Source organism: Pseudomonas lactis (assembly GCF_001439845.1).
Classification (GTDB): domain Bacteria; phylum Pseudomonadota; class Gammaproteobacteria; order Pseudomonadales; family Pseudomonadaceae; genus Aquipseudomonas; species Aquipseudomonas lactis.
Genome location: NZ_JYLO01000008.1, coordinates 90,478 through 111,520 on the forward strand (window position 1 = coordinate 90,478; position 21,043 = coordinate 111,520).

At 56.3% G+C, this 21,043-nt stretch carries 16 protein-coding genes; 11 read left to right on the forward strand and 5 right to left on the reverse strand.

Annotated features, from left to right (window positions below):
* Positions 1 to 7 precede the first annotated feature (7 nt).
* The 6 genes from TX24_RS14775 to TX24_RS32315 all read left to right on the forward strand — a co-directional run bounded on the left by TX24_RS14775 (position 8) and on the right by TX24_RS32315 (position 11,296).
* On the forward strand, positions 8 to 4,372 hold the full coding sequence (locus tag TX24_RS14775) for an RHS repeat-associated core domain-containing protein (protein WP_057710592.1): 4,365 nt from the start codon (positions 8 to 10) through the stop codon (positions 4,370 to 4,372).
* Position 4,373: 1 nt separating this feature from the next.
* Positions 4,374 to 4,757, forward strand: a complete 384-nt coding sequence (locus tag TX24_RS14780) for a hypothetical protein (protein ID WP_137205442.1) — start codon at positions 4,374 to 4,376, stop codon at positions 4,755 to 4,757.
* 27 nt (positions 4,758 to 4,784) lie between these two features.
* Complete coding sequence (locus TX24_RS14785; RefSeq protein ID WP_032900937.1) at positions 4,785 to 5,504, forward strand: hypothetical protein; 720 nt, start codon at positions 4,785 to 4,787, stop codon at positions 5,502 to 5,504.
* A gap of 31 nt (positions 5,505 to 5,535) precedes the next feature.
* Positions 5,536 to 9,870, forward strand: coding sequence for an RHS repeat-associated core domain-containing protein (locus TX24_RS14790; protein WP_057710593.1), 4,335 nt, complete (start codon positions 5,536 to 5,538; stop codon positions 9,868 to 9,870).
* Entirely contained in the window at positions 9,870 to 10,529 is a 660-nt protein-coding gene (locus tag TX24_RS14795) for a hypothetical protein (protein ID WP_137204647.1), read from the forward strand. The genes TX24_RS14790 and TX24_RS14795 overlap by 1 nt, the downstream gene beginning before the upstream one ends.
* Before the next feature lie 179 nt (positions 10,530 to 10,708).
* Complete coding sequence (locus TX24_RS32315) at positions 10,709 to 11,296, forward strand: hypothetical protein (protein ID WP_169878765.1); 588 nt, start codon at positions 10,709 to 10,711, stop codon at positions 11,294 to 11,296.
* Between the two features lie 394 nt (positions 11,297 to 11,690).
* On the opposite strand, the gene TX24_RS30860 is transcribed toward TX24_RS32315, so the two are convergent.
* From TX24_RS30860 to TX24_RS14820, 4 genes are all read right to left on the reverse strand, one after another.
* Complete coding sequence (locus TX24_RS30860) at positions 11,691 to 12,902, reverse strand: type III secretion effector protein (RefSeq protein ID WP_082628809.1); 1,212 nt, start codon at positions 12,900 to 12,902, stop codon at positions 11,691 to 11,693.
* 274 nt (positions 12,903 to 13,176) lie between these two features.
* Entirely contained in the window at positions 13,177 to 13,452 is a 276-nt protein-coding gene (locus TX24_RS14810; RefSeq protein ID WP_003195589.1) for an HU family DNA-binding protein, read from the reverse strand.
* Between the two features lie 190 nt (positions 13,453 to 13,642).
* Entirely contained in the window at positions 13,643 to 14,791 is a 1,149-nt protein-coding gene (locus tag TX24_RS14815; RefSeq protein WP_003195591.1) for an NAD(P)/FAD-dependent oxidoreductase, read from the reverse strand.
* Positions 14,792 to 14,827: 36 nt separating this feature from the next.
* Positions 14,828 to 14,995 (reverse strand): rubredoxin, encoded by a 168-nt coding sequence (locus TX24_RS14820; RefSeq protein ID WP_002555879.1) that lies wholly within the window; start codon positions 14,993 to 14,995, stop codon positions 14,828 to 14,830.
* A 195-nt stretch (positions 14,996 to 15,190) separates the two neighbouring features.
* Here TX24_RS14820 and TX24_RS14825 point away from each other — a divergent pair, with 195 nt between their 5' ends.
* Both TX24_RS14825 and ubiA read left to right on the forward strand, forming a co-directional pair.
* Positions 15,191 to 15,754, forward strand: coding sequence for a chorismate--pyruvate lyase family protein (locus tag TX24_RS14825; protein WP_003195610.1), 564 nt, complete (start codon positions 15,191 to 15,193; stop codon positions 15,752 to 15,754).
* Positions 15,754 to 16,644 carry a 4-hydroxybenzoate octaprenyltransferase gene (gene ubiA, locus TX24_RS14830; RefSeq protein ID WP_057710595.1) on the forward strand — a complete coding sequence of 297 codons (891 nt, stop codon included), beginning with the start codon at positions 15,754 to 15,756 and terminating at the stop codon, positions 16,642 to 16,644. Before TX24_RS14825 ends, ubiA begins: the two co-directional genes overlap by 1 nt.
* A gap of 122 nt (positions 16,645 to 16,766) precedes the next feature.
* On the opposite strand, the gene TX24_RS14835 is transcribed toward ubiA, so the two are convergent.
* The gene (locus TX24_RS14835; RefSeq protein ID WP_003195615.1) at positions 16,767 to 17,144 is read right to left on the reverse strand and encodes a COG4315 family predicted lipoprotein; all 378 of its coding nucleotides are present in this window, start codon (positions 17,142 to 17,144) and stop codon (positions 16,767 to 16,769) included.
* A 152-nt stretch (positions 17,145 to 17,296) separates the two neighbouring features.
* On the opposite strand from TX24_RS14835, the gene phoB reads away from it, so the two are divergent.
* The 3 genes from phoB (at position 17,297) to TX24_RS14850 (ending at position 20,966) form a co-directional block, all read left to right on the forward strand.
* Positions 17,297 to 17,986, forward strand: coding sequence for a phosphate regulon transcriptional regulator PhoB (phoB, locus tag TX24_RS14840; protein ID WP_003195617.1), 690 nt, complete (start codon positions 17,297 to 17,299; stop codon positions 17,984 to 17,986).
* A 95-nt stretch (positions 17,987 to 18,081) separates the two neighbouring features.
* Positions 18,082 to 19,368: a phosphate regulon sensor histidine kinase PhoR gene (gene phoR, locus TX24_RS14845; RefSeq protein WP_186354319.1), complete on the forward strand. Its 1,287-nt coding sequence runs from the start codon at positions 18,082 to 18,084 to the stop codon at positions 19,366 to 19,368.
* A 257-nt stretch (positions 19,369 to 19,625) separates the two neighbouring features.
* Positions 19,626 to 20,966 carry a hemolysin family protein gene (locus TX24_RS14850; RefSeq protein ID WP_003195620.1) on the forward strand — a complete coding sequence of 447 codons (1,341 nt, stop codon included), beginning with the start codon at positions 19,626 to 19,628 and terminating at the stop codon, positions 20,964 to 20,966.
* The last annotated feature ends 77 nt before the right edge of the window (positions 20,967 to 21,043 follow it).

Here is a 21,043-nt window from a genome sequence, read left to right on the forward strand (position 1 = left end):
TTGAGCAATGAGTGAGGATCTTTGGGCCGCCCGCGAAGGCGACGCACTGCTGCACACCTCGGTGATGGCCGACATTCTCGGTGGTGTGCTGGAAGTGGCCGCCTATGCGGCGCTCACCACCGTGGGCTGCCTCGCCGTTGCCGGAGCGGTTTTCCTCGCGACCGGTGCAACCATTGCCACAGGCGGTGTGGCACTGGTGTTGGTGGTCGGCGCGGTCGTCGGCATTACCGCGGGCCTCACGGGGGCGGACCTGAAGATATCCAGTTGGTGCGAGTCCGCCGCCAACTGGGTGTTCCCGCCGGTGATCGATGCATTCATCACCAGCGGCTCGCACAACGTGTTTATCAATGGCAAAAAAGCTGCCCGTGCAGCCGGCAAGATGACCGCCGTGCCGGTCGCGCCCAGCGAGCCGCCGGCACCCAGCTTCCTGGACATGGCCGGGGAGTTTTTCTCGCAGATGTGGCGCCCGACCGTCGCCTCGCCCGCCCCCGGCACCGAGCCGTGCCCGCTGGATACCGTGGCGTGCAACAAGCACCCTCCCATGCCCCTGCAGTTTATTGCCGAGGGTTCCAGTTCGGTGTTCATCAACGGGCAGCCGGCGGCACGCAGCGGGGATCGCAGTACCTGCGATGCAAAGATTGGGACGGCCGAGGGCCTGATTTCGCCGGATGTGCGCATTGGTGGCGAGACCATTGTGGTGCAGGAGATTCGTAGCGGGAAAACGCCAGGGGTGGGGCTGGCGATTGCCGTGGTGATGGCGTTGCGGGGCAACTTGAAATGTTTCTGGACCAAGCTGCCGTGCATGATCGGAGGTGCGTTGGTGGGTGGCGCGATCTCTTACGGGACCGCCAAGGTCACCTCGGCACTCAAGAGCGCCATGCATGGCTCACCCAATCCGGTGCACAGCGCGACGGGGGCCAAGGTACTGGGCGAAGAGGAGGAGTTGGACTTTGTTCTGCCCGGTCTGCTCCCTATCGATTGGCAACGTTTCTACAACAGTCTCGATACACGTCGCGATGGCCTCTTCGGCGCAGGCTGGAGCGTCGACTATGAGGTGTCCGTCGAAATAGATGCCGATGAAAACCTTTTCTATATCGATGAGCAGGGACGGCGCCTGGAGATCGGTTATATCCCGTTATCCGGTGGCGCGTTCGATCCCGGCGAAGGCCTCGCGGTGAGACGCAGCGGTGATGGCGCAGTATTGATCGAGAGCATCGACGGTCTGTATCGGCTGTTCGAGCCCGATCCGCTGAACAGTTCACGGATGCGCTTGCACCTGCTGGGTGATCGCAATGAAGGGCGGATCTTCCTTGATTACGATGCCCAAGGACGGCTGTGCCGCCTACGCGACACGCATGACTTGATGCACGTCGACCTGAGCTACACCGCAGAGCATCCTGGGCGTGTAAGCCATATCGAACGCCGTTACCTGCGCCAGGACCATTTCGATGGGCGCTGCGACGTGCTCGTCAGTTATCACTATGACAGCAACGGCGATCTTGCCGAAGTATTGGATGCCCAGGGCACGACCCTTCGCAGCTTTGCCTACGACAGCGGCAGGCGCATGACCGAGCACCGATTGCCGAGTGGCATGCGCTGCTTCTACCAATGGGCTCAAGTACCTGGACCAGACGGCCAGGAATGGCGCGTCAGTCGGCACTGGACAGATGCGGGCGATGAATACAGCTTCGAATACGACCTCGATGCCGGCATTACCCGTGTGACCGACGGGCTGATGCGGATCAGCACACGGCATTGGAACCCGCAGTACCAGATCACTCGCTACGTCGATAACCTGGGCCATACGTGGCAGTTTGAGTGGAGCGAAGATCGCCAACTGCTCGGTGCGATTGACCCGCAAAACGGCCAGTGGCGTTTCAACTATGACGCGTGCGGCAACCTGAGCGCTGTCATCGATCCACTGTCCAGAACCAGCAGCACGCAGTGGCTGGCGCATTGGGCATTGCCCGAGGTGGAAACCGACACTGCGGGCCACAGCTGGCATTACCGCTACGACCAGCGTGGTAACTGCATCGAGGAAATCAACCCCCTGGGCAACCGTACGCGCTATGTCTATGACGGTTTCGGCCAGCCTGTACGCATCATCGATGCGATGGAAAAAACCAGAACATTGCATTGGAACGAGTGGAGCCAACTGGTCGAAGAAGTGGACTGCTCGGGTTATCCCACTCGCTATGAGTACGACGCGTTCGGCAATCAAGTGACGCAAATTAATGCTGAAGGGGAGTCCGTGCGCTATCGGTACAACCCCCGGGGACTACTTCTGGAGTGCCTGCTGCCGGATGGTCGCATAGAGCAATTTCAACGTAGCGCCAATGGATATCTGTCGGCCTATATCGACCCCGCCGGCAGCTCCACGCGCTACGCCTACACCCTGCGCGGTCAGGTCAAACAACGTTGGGATGCGTATAACCGCACGGTCATGTTCGATCATGATGCCTATGGCCGATTGCTGAAACTGACCAATGAGAATGGCGAAAGCTACCACTTCGAATGGGACGCGGCTAACCGGTTGGTCCAACAACAAGACCTTGACCTGAGTCGACGCTGCTATACCTATGACCCATTGGCTGAGGTTGTGGCCTTGGACTATCTGCCGGGGATCGAAGGCGAACCTGTGGCTCCAATCAGGCACCAATTCCAGCGCGACCCACTAGGACGCCTGACCAGTAAAACCACCGCCGACGGAACCACAGTTTTTGAGCATGATCTGCGTGACCAATTGGTCGGAATAACCTTCACGGCCCTTGACGGTTGCCAGCAGGTACTCAGTTTCAGCTATGACCCGCTAGGGCAACTGCTTGAGGAGCAAAGCTCTGCAGGTTCTGTGCAGCATCGTTACGACGAGTTAGGAAACTTGACCCAAACTGGATTGCCTGATGGACGGTGGTTGAACAGACTTTACTACGGCAGTGGCCATCTTCATCAGTTGAATCTTGACGGCCACGTCATTAGCGATTTCGAGCGTGATCGCTTGCATCGCGAAGTGCAGCGTACTCAGGGCCAAGTCAAAACGAATACGGCCTATGATCGAAGTGGCAGGGTACGTTCACGCCAGCGCCGCAGCATTGATCAGCCTTGGCAGTTGCCACCATTGGTCGAGACCGACTACAGCTATGACCCATGCGACAACCTGATCGGACGCCGCCGTACCGATCGACAACTCGACTATCAGGAACATATGGGTTACGACAGTACCGGTCGTGTGCTGGTCAGCTATCGTCAGAGTCATCGCGAAACCTATGCTTACGACGCAGCCGCCAACTTGCTCGACGCTCCGCTGCAGAGTGGATTGGTAAGGTATAACCGGCTTCTCACTTATCAAGACAAGCGCTATCGATACGATGCTTTTGGTCGCATGATCGAAAAGCGTAGCGCCATGCATGGTTTACAGCGCTTTGCCTACGATGCCGAACATCGACTGATCGAAGTCCGTAACCAGAAAGGCGAGCGGGAGACGCTGGTGCGGATGGTGTATGACCCACTGGGCCGGCGTATTGGCAAAACAGAACATGATCAGCGTGGGTTTCGCTTGGGAGAAACCCGCTTCGACTGGGATGGCTTGCGGTTGCTGAAGGAGTATCGAAACGGGCAGGCCAGCCTTTATCTCTATGAAGATGACGGTTACGAGCCTATCGCACGGGTGGATGGCACTGGCCAGCATCAACATGTGCGGTACTACCATAACGACCTGAACGGCATGCCTGAACAGCTAACGCAAACCAACGGTCATATCGTGTGGCAGGCGCATTTTCGAGTGTGGGGCAATACCTCAGAAGAGTGGCACGAAGCTTCTTTTTTGGAAGAGCAAAACGTACGGTTCCAAGGGCAATATCTGGATCGGGAAGTCGGACTGCACTTCAACACGTTCAGGTTTTATGATCCCGATGTTGGACGATTCATAACGCCGGATCCGATTGGACTGGCGGGCGGATTGAACCTTTATCAATATGCTCAAAACCCCTCGGGCTGGATTGACCCCAAAGGATTGGCGTGCGGCGCTTACAAAGGGAAGCTGAACCAAAAAGCCTCGAAAATGCCCACGTTGACCAAAGGCTCCAAGGAGTGGAAACAGGCCGTCCTGGATAACCGGGCAGCCATGGCTAACGGTGAAAAATTTCAGGTCAAGGTAAAATCAAGCTCGGACGCCAAAGCGTTTTTGAAAGAATCACAAGGTAATATGAACCGCTATAAGGCCCATACTCAGAGTGCGCGCGCCGACGGCGTAGCGAAGTACCCTAAGGGCTATGAGCAACATATGGCTCCAGAAGGCGGCTTTGGGGATACACCGCACATCAAGTGGTACAACAATGGAGGGGATGGTCATATATTTTATGACGTCCCGAATTGATATGAAAAATGAATATCGATTTGAAACACTCAAAAAAATCGGGTTAGGCCCGAATGAAAACATTGAGCAGATTTCTTCAATGATGCTCAAAACTGTCCTGTCGGGTAATTTCACTCATGTGCTTGACTCATTGACCAAGCTGCGACCTTTTTTAACCTCAGACTGTTACTACGTTGCCAACAAACTTTTTATTACCAAAGGCAAGAAAAAAATCTTCAAAGGTGAACTTTGCAAATCAGAAAAAACCGATCTATTGAGTTTCCTGGATAATGCCGAGACCTCAGGCGATCTTCGTGAGCTTTTGATTGCGCCAGTAGAGTCGTACCCAAACGGCAACATAATTTATATTACCGAAGATGCAATTTACTTATACACAACAGAATGAGTTTGAAAAGACGAGAATGGAAGACATTTGAAAGTGCTGATCACCCCCAACATTGAATTGATAGAAACCTCGCAACTCTATTATGAGGATGCGTCTGTCAGATGGGTTTTCGACACCAATTCTTCCGTGGTCCGCCTCGACACATCACGCAAACCGCATACGAACTCCGAGCATTGGATTTCAGAGAATTCGGACCTCTTTTCATTCTCTGAAAACGGCGACCTGGCTTGCCTGGAGCTCTCCGTACCAGGAGAAAATCATCTGGCTACTTTCAGGATCGATAAAACAATAACCGGCCGCATCAAACTTCATAAGCCGGTCTTTAACGTTCTGCCGACCATGCTCAGACTATTTGATCCTCTTGGCCGACAGTTGTCTTGCTTCATGCGCCCTCCCACTAAAAAAGAAGCGCTCACCCGAGTCAACCTTGGAAAGGACTTCACGATACTCCTGGCGGAGGATCAGTATTTCGGTTTTGAGCTGTTCAACCCTCTGGATTATTTGGTAGGCCAGAATGATGCTCCGTTGGATCCTGACAACCGGGCGGGCAGCGATGAATATCGACTGTTTGCCGCACTGCTTGACATCATGTCGGACAACACTGTCGAAGCACTCGATAACGACATGGCTGCCGTGGCCAATGAACTTAAAACAAACATATTGCCGCATATCCCATCAATCAAAAGCGCCTCCAGAAAAAACACAGTCCAGTCCTCACTGGAAGACTTCATCGACTATTACGCATGAACCCAATAGCCGCTCAGCTCGAGCCTGAGCAATGAGTGAGGATCTTTGGGCCGCCCGCGAAGGCGACGCACTGCTGCACACCTCGGTGATGGCCGACATTCTCGGTGGTGTGCTGGAAGTGGCCGCCTATGCGGCGCTCACCACCGTGGGCTGCCTCGCCGTTGCCGGAGCGGTTTTCCTCGCGACCGGTGCAACCATTGCCACAGGCGGTGTGGCACTGGTGTTGGTGGTCGGCGCGGTCGTCGGCATTACCGCGGGCCTCACGGGGGCGGACCTGAAGATATCCAGTTGGTGCGAGTCCGCCGCCAACTGGGTGTTCCCGCCGGTGATCGATGCATTCATCACCAGCGGCTCGTACAACGTGTTTATCAATGGCAAAAAAGCTGCCCGTGCAGCCGGCAAGATGACCGCCGTGCCGGTCGCGCCCAGCGAGCCGCCGGCACCCAGCTTCCTGGACATGGCCGGGGAGTTTTTCTCGCAGATGTGGCGCCCGACCGTCGCCTCGCCCGCCCCCGGCACCGAGCCGTGCCCGCTGGACACCGTGGCGTGCAACAAGCATCCGCCTATGCCGCTGCAGTTCATTGCCGAGGGTTCCAGTTCGGTATTCATCAATGGTCAGCCGGCGGCGCGCAGCGGGGATCGCAGTACCTGCGATGCAAAGATTGGGACGGCCGAGGGCTTGATTTCGCCGGATGTGCGCATTGGTGGTGAGACCATTGTGGTGCAGGAGATTCGTAGCGGGAAAACGCCAGGGGTGGGGCTGGCGATTGCCGTGGTGATGGCGTTGCGGGGCAACTTGAAATGTTTCTGGACCAAGCTGCCGTGCATGATCGGAGGTGCGTTGGTGGGTGGCGCGATCTCTTACGGGACCGCCAAGGTCACCTCGGCACTCAAGAGCGCCATGCATGGCTCACCCAATCCGGTGCACAGTGCGACGGGGGCCAAGGTCTTGGGCGAAGAGGAGGAGCTGGACTTTGTCCTGCCCGGTCTGCTCCCTATCGATTGGCAACGTTTCTACAACAGTCTCGATACACGTCGCGATGGCCTCTTCGGCGCAGGCTGGAGCGTCGACTATGAGGTGTCCGTCGAAATAGATGCCGATGAAAACCTTTTCTATATCGATGAGCAGGGACGGCGCCTGGAGATCGGTTATATCCCGTTGTCCGGTGGCGCGTTCGATCCCGGCGAAGGCCTCGCGGTGAGACGCAGCGGTGATGGCGCAGTATTGATCGAGAGCATCGACGGTCTGTATCGGCTGTTCGAAATCGACCCGCAGAACAACTCACGGATGCGCTTGCACCTGCTGGGTGATCGCAATGAAGGGCGGATCTTTCTCGATTACGATGCCCAGGGAAGGCTTCACCGCTTGCGTGACACCCATGATTTCATGCACGTCGAGTTGAGTTATACAACTCAGCATCCGCGTCGTGTGAGCCATATCGAGCGCCGTTACCTGCGCCAGGACCATTTCGATGGGCGCTGCGACGTGCTCGTCAGTTATCGCTATGACAGCAACGGCGATCTTGCCGAAGTATTGGATGCCCAGGGCACGACCCTACGACGCTTTGCCTACGACAGCAGCAGACGCATGGTCGAGCACCAATTGGCGAGTGGTCTGCGCTGCTTCTACCAATGGGCTCAAGTACCTGGACCAGACGGCCAGGAATGGCGCGTCAGTCGGCACTGGACAGATGCGGGCGATGAATACAACTTCGACTACGACTTGGATGCGGGCATTACACGCGTCACCGATGGGTTGATGCGCGTCAGCACTCGGCATTGGAACCCGCAATATCAGATCACCCGATACGTTGATAACGCGGGCGATATCTGGGAATTCGAATGGAACGAAGATCGCCAGTTTGCAGGCGCGATTGACCCAAAGAACGGCAGATGGCGCTTCTGTTACGACGACTCCGGCAACCTGAGTACAGTGACCGATCCGCTGGGCAGGACCCGTGGCACACAATGGCTTGCGCATTGGGCATTGCCTCAGATTGAAACCGACCCTGCGGGCAATAGTTGGCATTACCGCTACGACCAACGGGGCAACTGCATTGAGGAAGTCGATCCACTGGGCAACCGCACGCGCTATGTCTATGACGGCTTCGGACAGCCGGTGCGCATCATTGATGCGACGGAAAAAACCAGAACATTGCATTGGAACGAGTGGAGCCAACTGGTCGAAGAAGTCGATTGCTCCGGTTATCCGACGCGTTATCAATATGACGCGTTTGGCAATCTGGTGGTGCAGACCAATGCCGAAGGTGAATCGGTGCGCTACCGATACGGACCTCAGGGACTATTGCTGGAATGCCAGCTTCCAGATGGTCGCGTGGAGCAATTTCAACGTAGCACCAGTGGTTATCTGACGGCTTACATCGACCCGGCCGGTAGCACCACGCGCTATGCCTATGACGTACGCGGCCTGGTCAAGCAACGCTGGGATGCGCATAACCGCACGGTCATGTTCGATCATGACGCCTACGGGCGACTTCGCAAGCTGACAAACGAGAACGGAGAAAGCTACCGCTTTGAATGGGACGCGGCCGACCGTATGGTGCAGCAGCAAGACCTGGATAAAAGCCGGCGCTGCTATACCTATGATCCGCTGGATGATGTCATCGCCGTTGACTACCTGCCTGGGACGGAAGGTGAGCCGGTAGCGCCGCTGTCACATCAGTTTCAGCGAGATGCAGTGGGACGCCTGACCAGTAAAATCACTGCGGACGGCACTACCGTTTATCAGCATGATCCGAACGATCAACTGGTAAGCGTCACTTTCACAGCGCTTGACGGTGCAGAGCAGATACTGGGCTTTCGCTATGACGCGCTGGGGCAAATGGTACAGGAGCAAAGCACAGCAGGATCCTTGCGGCATCACTATGACGAACTTGGGAATTTGATTCAAACCCAGTTACCCGACGGTCGATGGCTGAACCGCCTGTACTACGGCAGTGGCCATCTGCATCAGTTGAATCTCGATGGAAAGGTCATCAGCGACTTCGAGCGTGATCGCTTGCATCGCGAAGTACAGCGTACCCAGGGTCAACTCAAGACAAGCACTACGTACGACCGTAGCGGAAGGGTTCGGTCCCGACAGCGTCGCAGCATCGACCAGCCATGGCAGTTGCCCCCCTTGGTCGAGACCGATTACACCTACGACCCCAGTGATAATCTGCTCGGGCGTCGTCGTATTGACCGTCAAGAGCACCTGGGCTACGACAGTACGGGACGTATCCTCTCAAGCCACCAAGCGGGACACAGCGAAACCTATGCCTACGATGCTGCCGCCAATTTACTCGACAGCCCGAGCCAAAGTGGTTTGGTACGACATAACCGGCTGCTCACTTATCAGGACAAACGTTACAAGTACGACGCCCTCGGGCGGATGATCGAAAAGCGCAGCGCGGCGCGGGGTTTGCAACGATTTGCTTACGATGCCGAAAACCGGTTAGTGGAAGTGCGCAATGAAAACAGCAGCGTGGTCAGGATGGCCTATGACCCGCTGGGCCGGCGTAATGAAAAAACCGAGCACGACAGTAACGGCTATCCGCTGGGCGAGACCCGCTTCATCTGGGATGGCCTGCGTCTGTTGCAGGAGCAAAAATACCGCCAGACCAGCCTTTATATTTATGAAGACGAAGGTTATGAACCACTCGCTCGTGTCGACGGTATTGGCCCGCTGCAAAAAATCCGCTATTACCATAACGACCTCAATGGCTTGCCGGAACAGCTCACCGAGGCCGATGGTCATGATGTTTGGCGTGCTACTTATCGGGTGTGGGGTAGCACGCTGACGGAGGAGCGCGAACCGTCCTATATTGAAGAGCAGAATTTTAGGTTCCAGGGGCAGTATCTGGACCGAGAGACTGGGCTGCATTTCAATACGTTCAGGTTTTACGATCCCGCTGTGGGGTGCTTTACTACACCCGACCCGATTGGGCTGGCGGGCGGGGGCAACCTTTACCAGTACGCCCCCAATCCGACAGGCTGGATAGATCCATTGGGTTGGGCTTGTTCCTCCGCACAACGGCGACAGAATAAAGCCAACGGTAAAGCAGCCGAAAACTTGGTGCATAAAAAACTCCTCAACAACCCTAATGTCACTGTACTCGGTACACAGGTGTACATCAGAACCCCCGGGGCGGGGCGGGGCCGTTATGTAGATATTCTTATAAGAAATAACAAGACTGGAAAAATTGTCGCCGTCGAAGTCAAGTCAGGCGGGGCGGTACGATCTAAAGCTCAGCTAGCAAAAGATAAAATTATCACAGACGGAAAAGGTATTTTCGGAAGCTCTGGAAAAAGCACCAAAGGCGTAACCGTCAGCGAAGCCAGGGTTCCATTATGGAGGTTGCCGTAGTGACAGAATCTACAAAAAACATACTAAAAGCACTTACAGATTTTTTGAAAGTTCCATTTAACGAAAACGGGTATATCCTGAAAAAAGATCGATACTTTGAACACGTAGAACAGAATGGTCGGATTCGTCGATATGCTATAAACCTATCTAATAAAAAAGGCTGGTTCTCTCTCCACCTGACGCTACAAATGCTTGATCCAGCTCTAATGAAAAGCGTTAACATCATCCTTGAAAAAGCACTCAGGGATGAAAGACTTGAATATCCGGAAAACTGGTCGCAGTCAATTATCGAAAAGACAATAAAAACCCGAACGTCTAATCACATTGTCGCCGAGCTCACCGATTGGCGAGGGTTAAAAGACCCCAGCGAACCGCTTGAGCATTTCAATAAACGGTTCTCCATATGGTTGTACTCATTCGACCATTTGGATGAAATGCCTGATTGGGAAGAGCAATTAATGGCGAGCTTTGAATTGGCAATGATTTGGTTTAGAGAGGTCGATTCAGACGACTGGATCCGTTCCAATACTGTTTACCCTTCTCTGTATCTTCTCAACAAGGAAGGGCTCAAGCAAAGCCTTGAGAAACAATACAGGGCAACATTACAGTCATCGGAAGATCCACAGGAAGTAAAATTATTTCACGAATACTTGCCATAAAAAACCAGTGCAACACAGCACAAATGAACGGTTTTATTTAAACCCACGACCATAAAACAAACGACCGCAAAATGCGAGCCGAAAGGGCCGGATCAATTCAAGGCCGAGCTCGCAGAGCTTAGGAAGGAGGCACTGGACCCTACCTCCACGCTTAATAAGATTTTGAGGAAAGTAGACTTATGAATTACTTCAAACTTAATCCAAACGTTACCAGTAAAAAGTGGGAAGGTTATGTAAACCTGGGAGGGCTCTTTTATAAAGGAGAGGAAGTAGACGATGTCGAGCTGTCTAATAGTAGAACGCCTTGTGTCTTCGAACCCCTGCACTACGAGATTCTCCTAGATGGAAAAACAGCTCCGGTCAACACCATCGGGGCTGATTTTTTTGTATTCGACGAAGCTCTCCAAGGATTGGATAACTTGCTGACGGAGCATGTGCAATTTTTGCCCATCAGCCACGAAAAACAAAACGTGCGTTATCGTCTTCTTAACGCTTACAAACATGTCGATTGCGTCGATTGGGCGCTGTCAGAATACGAGGCGTGGCCCGAATCACATGTGGTCAAAGAGTGGCAAAATCCAAGAGGTCGTTTCTTTTTCAACCCAACATTAAGCATAGACAAAATCCCAAAAAAAACAGAGGTTTTTCGCTTAGAGGGCTGGGGCGGAGCTTTCAACATCGTCATTTGCGAAGCGTATAAAAATAAGTTGCAGGGCTTTGACTTTGACCATTCTCTTTTGGAATTTCACCCTATTATTCTTGTGTGACCCAAACTTATTCATTAGGCAGATTATTCAAAATGAATACCCATAAGATAAATTAAGTTAATCCGTCCCCTTTACCATTCTCGTTGACTTCGAACTGTGCAAATTGGATTGGGTAACGTTTATATGGTTTTGAAAGGGGAAATCCCAATACCGAAAGGTGGGTTCATCCAACTATCGCTATAGACCAAGGCCAGCCTTTTTCAATTTTTTAGCAGGTTCCGTGGATTACCTGTTGAGTAAGTGCTATTCAAACCCGTCCCTGCCTGTCCGAACATATAGCGGGCAAAAGAAAGAAGGCTTTTTCAACGAGAAGGAGGAGAGGTTTATTCAATAAATAACGGGGCCTAAGCAACTGCCAAAATCGAATAACCTCCCCGCCTATTCGTCCCTTTACTTAAACGCCTAGTTTTTTCTTTGCCTTTTGTTCCTGGATAGTTTTCAGCAAATCGACTTTTTCATCTATATAAGCTTGGCGCTTTTCAATATTGTCCATACGAGACTGCTCAGTCGGCGCTTCTGATGACTCAGGAGTTACATACGGTTTGTAGAGAATGTCGAACCGCTCGGCGAGCTCTGGCATTTGCTTTTCGATTTCATCCAGCGTCTTCTCAATATTGCTCAAGCGCCCTTCTGTATCAGTAGGCGCATCATCGCTCGGCTGCACCCCTATCGCGTCGCGCCCTAAAGCCAGAAAAATAAACAGGTTGGCCGTCGCCTCATTTTTTATTTCAGCGCCGGTGAGGCGAGCCTCCATTTTTTGCTCTTTCGTTGCAGCAGGATCTACAGTTCCAATCGTGCCATCTGCGTTCTGTACTTCCGCCCCTGGCATTTCACTGTACGCTGCAAATTTATTCTGGAAATAGCTGGACGAGAATTGCTGTCCGACAGTAAAGGGGCTACTGACCATGTTGTCTGCCGCGGCGCTTATAAAAGCATTACGTACAGTGGCTGCTACTGATGGAGGCGCTGGAGGCAAGCTCTGTGGCTGGCTGACAATACTTTGTATTGTGCTTACGGTAGGCTTCGGACTGTTCGGTGTACCACTTGGCAATGGCGTAGTCGGCCTATGCTGCGAAGGCGACACGGGCGGTTTATTCTGCGAAGTTGGTTTGTCCTGCGAAGTTGGTTTATCATGAGAAGTTGGTTTGTCCTGCGAAGTTGGTTTGTCCTGCGAAGTTGGTTTATCCTGAGAAGTTGGTTTGTCCTGCGAAGTTGGTTTGTCCTGCGAAGTTGGTTTATTCGGCGGAGTTGGTGTATTCGGCACGGGCTGCCTACGAGACGGAGGCCTCTTGGAGCCGCGACCAGAACGGCTAGATCCAAGTACTCCAAATCCAGCTCCACGAGACTTGGCAGTATCAAGCTCGGATACACCAGCGCTAAGGTTATTAGCAACTGCAGCATCGGCACGTTTGTTTTTAGCAGCGATTTCTTCAGGGGTCGCCAGTGGGTATTTAAGGGCCTTCTCGTTCGCGGCACTAGAGTCACGTTCAACGTTAGAACTGTCTGCTACTGTGCCGGCAGTACCCGAGGCCGCTGGAGCATTCGCCTCCACTTTTTTCTCTTGAGGTAAAAAGGAAGATGGAACAAAAGGCTGATCAATTTTCATATACACACCTCTAAAATGAGTTAGAGCCGCTCCCTGCTGTCTCGCGCTATATGTGTCTTCTTGTACAGATGTAGTTCCACAGTGAAGTAAAAAACATAAACCATAAACAGTGATTCAAGTAGTCGCTACTGTATTTATTAATACCTAAGCAAGAGGCAACGACTGTTATTCCACCGGGAACGCTTCTAACACCCAACAAAAATGGGCACCCGACCCCGTCGGCGTGCCCATTTTCTTTACCGCCCCGCCTCCCTTCGAGACGGTACCGCTTAACTTACGGGTTGACGCTGTCTTTGAGCGACTTGCCTGGCTTGAAAGCGACGGTGTTGCTGGCCTTGATCTTCACTGGCTCACCGGTTTGCGGGTTTTTGCCGGTGCGGGCGCCGCGGTGGCGTTGCAGGAAGGTGCCGAAGCCGACCAGGGTGACGCTGTCCTTGCGGTGCAGGGCGCCGGTGATTTCTTCAAGGACGGCGTTGAGGACGCGGTTGGCCTGTTCTTTGGTGAGATCGGCTTTTTCAGCGATGGCGGCTGCGAGATCTGGTTTACGCATATGTGAAGCCTCTTTGACGGTTTTTTGTTGTTATGTCCGTGCTGCTCTCTGGTGGAGCAGCGCCAAGGCGCCGCAGGCTCTACTCTGCGGCAGACGGGAGTGAGGATGGCATGCCCTCGGGCGCCGCGCCAGTCTCGCGGCGGCCTTTCTCCGGGTATGAACGTGATGTTTGCGACAGAACGGCTGGTATTTACGCCAGTAACGGCGGAAGTTCTTTGTTCAGCGCCAGTTTTTCCATGACGGCGCTGCCGGTCAGTGCGTAACCCAGCAGGCGGCCGCTGGCATCGCGGCACAGGGCCTTGATGTCGGCACCCTGCCCTTCGACGCTCCACACACCTTCGGTGCCCCGTGGCGCAGGAGACACCACCAGCGGGCACACCGGGGTTTTCACCGTGATCGGCATAGGCCCATAGCTCACCGCCGTGGCATTGCCGGCCAAGGTTTGCGCCAGGGCGCGGGCGCAGCTCATCAATGGCATCACGTACAACAGGTTCAGACCATCAACCTCTGCGCAGTCGCCCAAGGCGTAGATGTTGGCGTGGGAGGTCTTGAGGTGGCGGTCCACCATGATGCCGCGGTTGATTTGCAGGCCGGCGGCTGCGGCCAAGTCCACGCGAGGGCGCAGGCCAATGGCGGACACCACCAGGTCACAGTGGATCACTTCGCCGTCCGACAGGTGCGCTTCAAGGCCGTCAGCCGTGCGTTGCAAGCGATTGAGCACCGGGCCTAGGTGGAAACGCGCGCCGATGCCTTCCAGCCCGGCTTGCACCGCTGCGGCTGCCGCCGGGTGCAGCAGGGTCGGCATGACTTGCTCACACGGTGCGACCAGATCGATTTCATAGCCGCCCAGGATCAGATCATTGGCAAACTCACAACCGATCAGGCCGGCGCCGAGCAGCAGCACCCGCCGTTTGCCGGCAGCGGCAGCGCGAAAGCGCGCATAGTCTTCCAGGTCGTTGATCGGGAAAATCAACTCAGCCGCATCGCCTTCGACCGGTACGCGCACGGTTTCTGCGCCCCAGGCCAGGACCAGGTCGCGGTAGGTCACTGCTTCCTCGCCGATCCACAGACGCTTGTGGCCTGGGTCGATGCCGCTGATGCGCGTATGGGTGCGCACTTGGGCCTTGAGTTGCTCGGCCATCGCGCCAGGCTCGGCCATGCTCAGGCCATCGGCTTCCTTGTTCTTGCCAAAGCCGGTGGAGAGCATGGGCTTGGAGTAGGAGCGTCCGTCATCGGCAGTGATCAGCAGCAATGGGGTCTCGCTGTCGAGCTTGCGAAACTCCCGGGCGACGTTGTAACCGGCCAATCCTGTGCCGATGATCACGACAGGTGCGTTCATTCCCTTCTCCTTGTAGTACGTTTCTTAATTCGTTGATTAGCCGATTTCGATCATTTCGAAATCCATTTTGCCCACACCGCAGTCCGGGCACAGCCAGTCTTCCGGGACGTCCTGCCACAGAGTGCCTGGTGCAATACCGTCATCCGGCCAGCCGTCCGCTTCGTTGTAAATAAGGCCACAGACGATACATTGCCACTTCTTCATTACGTGCTTCCTCAGGTTCAGGCGTGTTGGCCGGCGGTCGATGGATCCAGCGTTGCCGCGCGGCTCAGGGCGTTTTGTACTGATCGGGGCCTGCAGATGCAAGCATGTTCGACGCAAACGACGGGTTTGGCACGGCAAAAGCCCAGGGTGCCATGGTAAGCTCGCGGCCTCTTTTGCTGCCAATACTGACTCACCGTGCCGCACTCAATCGCCCTTCCCGATGCTTGCCAATGGCTGACCCAGAGCCTTCTGAGCCCCTTGCCCACGCCCTTGACCCTCAATTGGCTGTTTGACGAAGGCTCGCTGACGCGACGGCTGACGTGGCTTTCCAACGAGGGTTTCAGCGTGACGCCGCTGTTCGAAGGCTGGCAACCGTTGCGCGACGACGAATGTGCCGCGCTGGACCTGCCGCCGGCCAGTATCGGTTGGGTACGCGAGGTGTATTTGCGCGGGCACGGCCAGCCTTGGGTGTTCGCCCGCAGCGTGGCGGCCCGCAGTGCCTTGCAGGGCGACGGGCTGCACATGGACGAGCTGGGCAGCCGTTCGCTGGGCGAGTTGCTGTTCTGCGACCGCGCCTTTACCCGCCAGGCTATTGAAGTGTGTCACTACCCTCGTGCCTGGCTGCCAACAGCGGACCAGGCCGATAACCTGTGGGCGCGCCGCTCGCGCTTCGACCGCGGGGCGCTGAGCGTGCTGGTGGCGGAAGTCTTTCTGCCGAGTTTCTGGCACGCGTTGCACGATCATCCGGAGAACTGCTGATGTACCAACGTCTGCTCAAGTCCTTGAACCGCCTGAACCCCAGGGCCTGGGATTTCATTCAGTTGACGCGTATGGACAAGCCCATCGGCATCTACCTGCTGCTGTGGCCGACACTGTGGGCCCTGTGGATCGCCGGCAAGGGCTCGCCGTCGCTGATCAATATCGTGATTTTCGTGCTGGGCGTGGTACTCACCCGGGCCGGCGGCTGCGTGATCAATGACTGGGCCGACCGCAAGGTCGATGGCCATGTGAAACGCACCGAGCAACGCCCGCTGGTGAGCGGCAAGATCAGTTCGAAAGAAGCCCTGGTGTTTTTTGCCGTGCTGATGGGCACCAGTTTCCTGCTGGTGCTGCTGACCAACGCCAGCACCATCCTGCTCTCCCTGGGCGGCCTGGCTCTGGCGGCAAGTTACCCATTCATGAAGCGCTACACCTATTACCCCCAAGTGGTGCTGGGCGCGGCGTTTTCCTGGGGCATGCCGATGGCGTTTACCGCCGAGACCGGCCATTTGCCTGCCACGGCGTGGCTGCTGTACATCGCCAACCTGTTGTGGACGGTGGGCTACGACACCTATTACGCCATGACCGACCGCGATGACGACTTGAAGATCGGGGTGAAATCCACCGCCATTCTATTTGGCGATGCCGACCGCGTGATCATCCTCACGTTGCAAGGCCTGGCGCTGGCGTGTCTGTTGCTGGCCGGCGCGCGGTTCGAGCTGGGCGGGTGGTTCCACCTGGGGCTGCTGGCGGCAGCGGGCTGTTTTGCCTGGGAGTTCTGGTACACACGGGACAGGGACCGCATGAAGTGCTTCAAGGCGTTCTTGCATAACCACTGGGCCGGGTTAGCGATTTTTATCGGGATTGTGGTGGATTACGCGGTTCGCTGAGGATTCTGTGGTGACTGTTGGGACGCCATCGCAGGCAAGCCAGCTCCCACATTTTGACTGTATTCGCAGATCAAAAAATTGGGAGAGGCTTGCCCCCCGATGGATTCAGCAGCGCCGCAGACTTAAGGCTTGATGATGTGCCAGACGCTACCCTTCCCATCACCGGTCTTGTCACCGGCTTTCTTGTCGTCCTTGTAGGTATAGACAGGCTTGCCTTTGTAGGCCCACTGGCTGGTCTGGTCGTCGCGGGTGATCACCGTCCAATCGCCGGTCTTGGTGTCGGTGGATTCTGCTTTCAGCGGTGGCCAGTTGGTCGCGCACTGGTCCTTGCACACTGATTTGCCATCAGCGTCCTTGTCGAAGGTGTAGAGCGTCATCCCCTTGTGATCCACCAACATCCCGTCTTTGGTCATCGCCGGCTCTGCCGCAAACGCCAGGCCTGGCAGCGTCAACACCGCAGATACCAGCAGGGCTTTCCAGGAAACAGTGCTGTAAGTCATCGGAACCTTCCTTTTGTGGTTGTCAGGATTCGGACCCAAAGGGTAGTCCAGAGTGCCGTTAATTGCCCAAGCGACTAAATTACTGTCACACGACTGCAATAATTCCGTTATCTAATGCGGCGCAAGACAGTTAAATGACAAGAGGATTGAGCATGGTTGGCAGGAGCATTCTGATCGTTGACGACGAAGCGCCCATTCGCGAAATGATCGCCGTCGCGTTGGAAATGGCCGGCTATGACTGCCTGGAGGCGGAGAACTCCCAGCAGGCCCACGCCATTATCGTCGACCGCAAGCCGGACCTGATTCTGCTCGACTGGATGCTGCCCGGCACCTCGGGCATCGAGTTGGCCCGCCGTCTCAAGCGTGACGAGCTGACCGGGGATATCCCGATCATCATGCTCACCGCCAAGGGCGAAGAGGACAACAAGATCCAGGGCCTGGAAGTCGGCGCCGATGACTACATCACCAAGCCGTTTTCCCCACGGGAACTGGTGGCACGCCTCAAAGCCGTGCTGCGCCGTGCCGGCCCGACCGATGGCGAAGCGCCTATCGAAGTCGACGGCTTGATCCTGGACCCGATCAGCCACCGCGTGACCATCGACGGCAAGCCTGCGGAAATGGGGCCGACCGAATACCGCCTGCTGCAATTCTTCATGACCCACCAGGAGCGCGCCTACACCCGTGGCCAACTGCTCGACCAGGTGTGGGGCGGCAACGTCTATGTGGAAGAGCGCACGGTGGATGTGCATATCCGCCGCCTGCGCAAAGCCTTGGGTGATGCGTACGAGAATCTGGTACAAACCGTGCGCGGCACCGGCTATCGGTTTTCTACCAAAGGCTGAGCCAGCCGTTTCGTGAATCAATAGCCTGACTTAAACAGCTGACAAGGACGCATGTTCAAGTGAATCAAAACTGGCATGGCACCCTGATCCGCCACATGCTCTTGCTGGTCACCGGCTGCCTGTTGGTGGGGCTGGTCAGCGGCTACTACGGCTGGAGCCTGGCCGCGGGCATTGCCTTGTACCTGGGCTGGACCCTCAAGCAGTTGCTGCGCTTGCATGAATGGCTGCGCCAGCACAAACCCGATGAAGCACCGCCCGATGGCTACGGCCTGTGGGGCGAGGTGTTCGACAGCATCTACCACCTGCAACGCCGCGACCAACGGGTACGCGGGCGGCTGCAAGCGGTGATCGACCGGGTGCAGGAGTCCACCGCCGCGCTCAAGGACGCGGTGATCATGCTCGACAGCGACGGCAACCTGGAATGGTGGAACCGTGCCGCCGAGACCCTGCTGGGCCTCAAGACGCCCCAGGACAGCGGCCAGCCGGTGACCAACCTGGTGCGCCACCCGCGCTTCAAGGAATACTTCGAGCAGGACAACTACGAAGAAGCCCTGGAAATCCCCTCGCCCACCAACGACCGCGTGCGCATCCAGTTGTACCTGACGCGCTACGGCAACAACGAACACTTGATGCTGGTGCGTGATGTGACCCGTATCCATCAGTTGGAACAGATGCGTAAAGACTTCGTCGCCAACGTCTCCCACGAGCTTCGCACACCGCTGACGGTGATCTGCGGCTACCTGGAGACGCTGCTGGACAATGTCGACGAGATCAACCCGCGCTGGAGCCGCGCCCTGCAACAGATGCAGCAGCAAGGCTCACGCATGCAGACCCTGCTCAACGACCTGCTGTTGCTGGCCAAGCTTGAAGCCACGGACTACCCCTCGGACAACCACCCCGTGGCTGTGCAGAGCCTGTTGCAGACGATCAAGAACGATGCCCAGGCGCTCTCAGGCGAACGCGGGCAGCAGATCACGCTGGAGGCCGACCCAACCGTATTGCTCAAGGGCAGTGAAGGCGAACTACGCAGCGCCTTCTCCAACCTGGTGTTCAACGCGGTGAAGTACACCCAGGACAAGGGCAATATCCGCATTCGCTGGTGGGCCGATGAGCATGGCGCACACCTGAGTGTGCAGGACTCGGGGATCGGTATCGACGCCAAGCACCTGCCGCGCCTGACCGAGCGCTTCTACCGTGTCGATTCCAGCCGTAACTCCAATACCGGCGGCACCGGGCTGGGCCTGGCCATCGTCAAACATGTGCTGTTGCGCCATCGGGCCCGCTTGGAAATCAGCAGCGTGCTGGGGCATGGCAGTACCTTTACCTGTCACTTTCCGCCGGCGCAGGTAAACCGTTCGCGAGCGGTCGAGGCCGATGATTAAGTGGAAGTGAGCACGGCCCACTGTGGGAGCTGGCTTGCCTGCGATGGCGGCGGGTCAGCCAAATTATCGGTAGCAGGCAGACCGCCATCGCAGGCAAGACAGCTCCCACAAGGGTTCTGCGACACGACTTTGCAGCCCCGCCCGGCAGCGGGCACTAGGCAAGCGCCCCGTCAGCCGCTACATTGGCCGACTTGTGCCTGCCTTTCAGGCCCACCTGTCACCCCTTATTGAACACACGGAACCTGCAAAACCCCATCATGGACCCTTCCCCTGGCATTACCCTGGCTACACTCTTCGCCGATTTCGGCATGATTCTTTTTGCACTGATCCTGGTACTGCTCAACGGCTTCTTCGTTGCGGCGGAATTTGCCATGGTCAAACTGCGCGCCACCCGCGTCGAGGCCATCGCCCATAAGAACGGCTGGCGCGGGCAGATCCTGCGTACCGTGCACAGCCAGCTCGACGCCTACCTGTCGGCCTGCCAGCTGGGTATCACCCTGGCGTCCCTGGGCCTGGGCTGGGTCGGTGAACCGGCCTTTGCGCACATCCTCGAGCCGATGCTGGGCGCGGTCGGCGTGCAGTCGCCGGAAGTGATCAAGGGCGTGTCGTTCTTTGCCGCCTTCTTCGTGATTTCCTACCTGCACATCGTGGTCGGCGAACTGGCCCCCAAGTCCTGGGCGATCCGCAAACCCGAGCTGCTGTCGCTGTGGACGGCCGTGCCGCTGTACCTGTTCTACTGGGCGATGTACCCGGCCATCTACCTGCTCAACGCCAGTGCCAACGCCATTTTGCGCATCGCTGGCCAAGGCGAGCCTGGCCCGCACCATGAGCACCATTACAGCCGCGAAGAACTCAAGCTGATCCTGCACTCCAGCCGTGGCCAGGACCCCAGCGACCAAGGCATGCGCGTACTGGCCTCCGCCGTGGAAATGGGCGAGCTGGAAGTGGTGGACTGGGCCAACTCCCGGGAAGACCTGGTGACCCTGGATTTCAACGCCCCGCTCAAGGAAATCCTCGCGCTGTTCCGTCGTCACAAATTCAGCCGTTACCCGGTGTATGACGCGGTGCGCAACGAGTTTGTCGGCTTGTTGCACATCAAGGATTTGCTGCTGGAGCTGGCGGCCCTGGACCATATCCCCGAATCGTTCAACCTGGCCGAATTGACCCGCCCGCTGGAACGCGTATCGCGGCATATGCCGTTGTCGCAACTGCTGGAGCAGTTCCGCAAAGGCGGCGCGCACTTCGCCCTGGTGGAAGAAGCCGACGGCAAGATCATCGGCTACCTGACCATGGAAGACGTACTGGAAGTGCTGGTGGGCGATATCCAGGACGAACACCGCAAGGCCGAGCGCGGCATCCTCGCCTACCAGCCCGGCAAACTGCTGGTGCGTGGCGATACGCCGTTGTTCAAGGTGGAGCGCCTGTTGGGCGTCGACCTGGACCACATCGAAGCCGAAACCCTGGCCGGCCTGATCTACGACACGCTCAAGCGCGTGCCGGAAGAAGAGGAAGTGCTGGAAGTGGAAGGCTTGCGGATCATCATCAAGAAGATGAAAGGGCCGAAGATCGTACTGGCCAAGGTGCTGCTGCTGGACTGACTGCAGGCGCAGTGCTGTGTGTGGGAGCGGGCTTGCCCGCGATAGCGGTGGGTCAGCCAGCGCATCGTTGACTGATA

Excerpts from the sequence above, each read along its gene's own strand:
- TX24_RS14810 (WP_003195589.1), bottom strand. The coding sequence starts at position 13,452 with ATGCGTAAACCAGATCTCGCAGCCGCCATCGCTGAAAAAGCCGATCTC.
- TX24_RS14815 (WP_003195591.1), bottom strand. The coding sequence starts at position 14,791 with ATGAACGCACCTGTCGTGATCATCGGCACAGGATTGGCCGGTTACAAC.
- phoB (WP_003195617.1), top strand. The coding sequence starts at position 17,297 with ATGGTTGGCAGGAGCATTCTGATCGTTGACGACGAAGCGCCCATTCGC.
- phoR (WP_186354319.1), top strand. The coding sequence starts at position 18,082 with ATGCTCTTGCTGGTCACCGGCTGCCTGTTGGTGGGGCTGGTCAGCGGC.
- TX24_RS30860 (WP_082628809.1), bottom strand. The coding sequence starts at position 12,902 with ATGAAAATTGATCAGCCTTTTGTTCCATCTTCCTTTTTACCTCAAGAG.
- TX24_RS14790 (WP_057710593.1), top strand. The coding sequence starts at position 5,536 with ATGAGTGAGGATCTTTGGGCCGCCCGCGAAGGCGACGCACTGCTGCAC.
- TX24_RS14835 (WP_003195615.1), bottom strand. The coding sequence starts at position 17,144 with ATGACTTACAGCACTGTTTCCTGGAAAGCCCTGCTGGTATCTGCGGTG.
- TX24_RS14775 (WP_057710592.1), top strand. The coding sequence starts at position 8 with ATGAGTGAGGATCTTTGGGCCGCCCGCGAAGGCGACGCACTGCTGCAC.
- TX24_RS14850 (WP_003195620.1), top strand. The coding sequence starts at position 19,626 with ATGGACCCTTCCCCTGGCATTACCCTGGCTACACTCTTCGCCGATTTC.
- TX24_RS32315 (WP_169878765.1), top strand. The coding sequence starts at position 10,709 with ATGAATTACTTCAAACTTAATCCAAACGTTACCAGTAAAAAGTGGGAA.
- TX24_RS14820 (WP_002555879.1), bottom strand. The coding sequence starts at position 14,995 with ATGAAGAAGTGGCAATGTATCGTCTGTGGCCTTATTTACAACGAAGCG.
- ubiA (WP_057710595.1), top strand. The coding sequence starts at position 15,754 with ATGTACCAACGTCTGCTCAAGTCCTTGAACCGCCTGAACCCCAGGGCC.
- TX24_RS14780 (WP_137205442.1), top strand. The coding sequence starts at position 4,374 with ATGAAAAATGAATATCGATTTGAAACACTCAAAAAAATCGGGTTAGGC.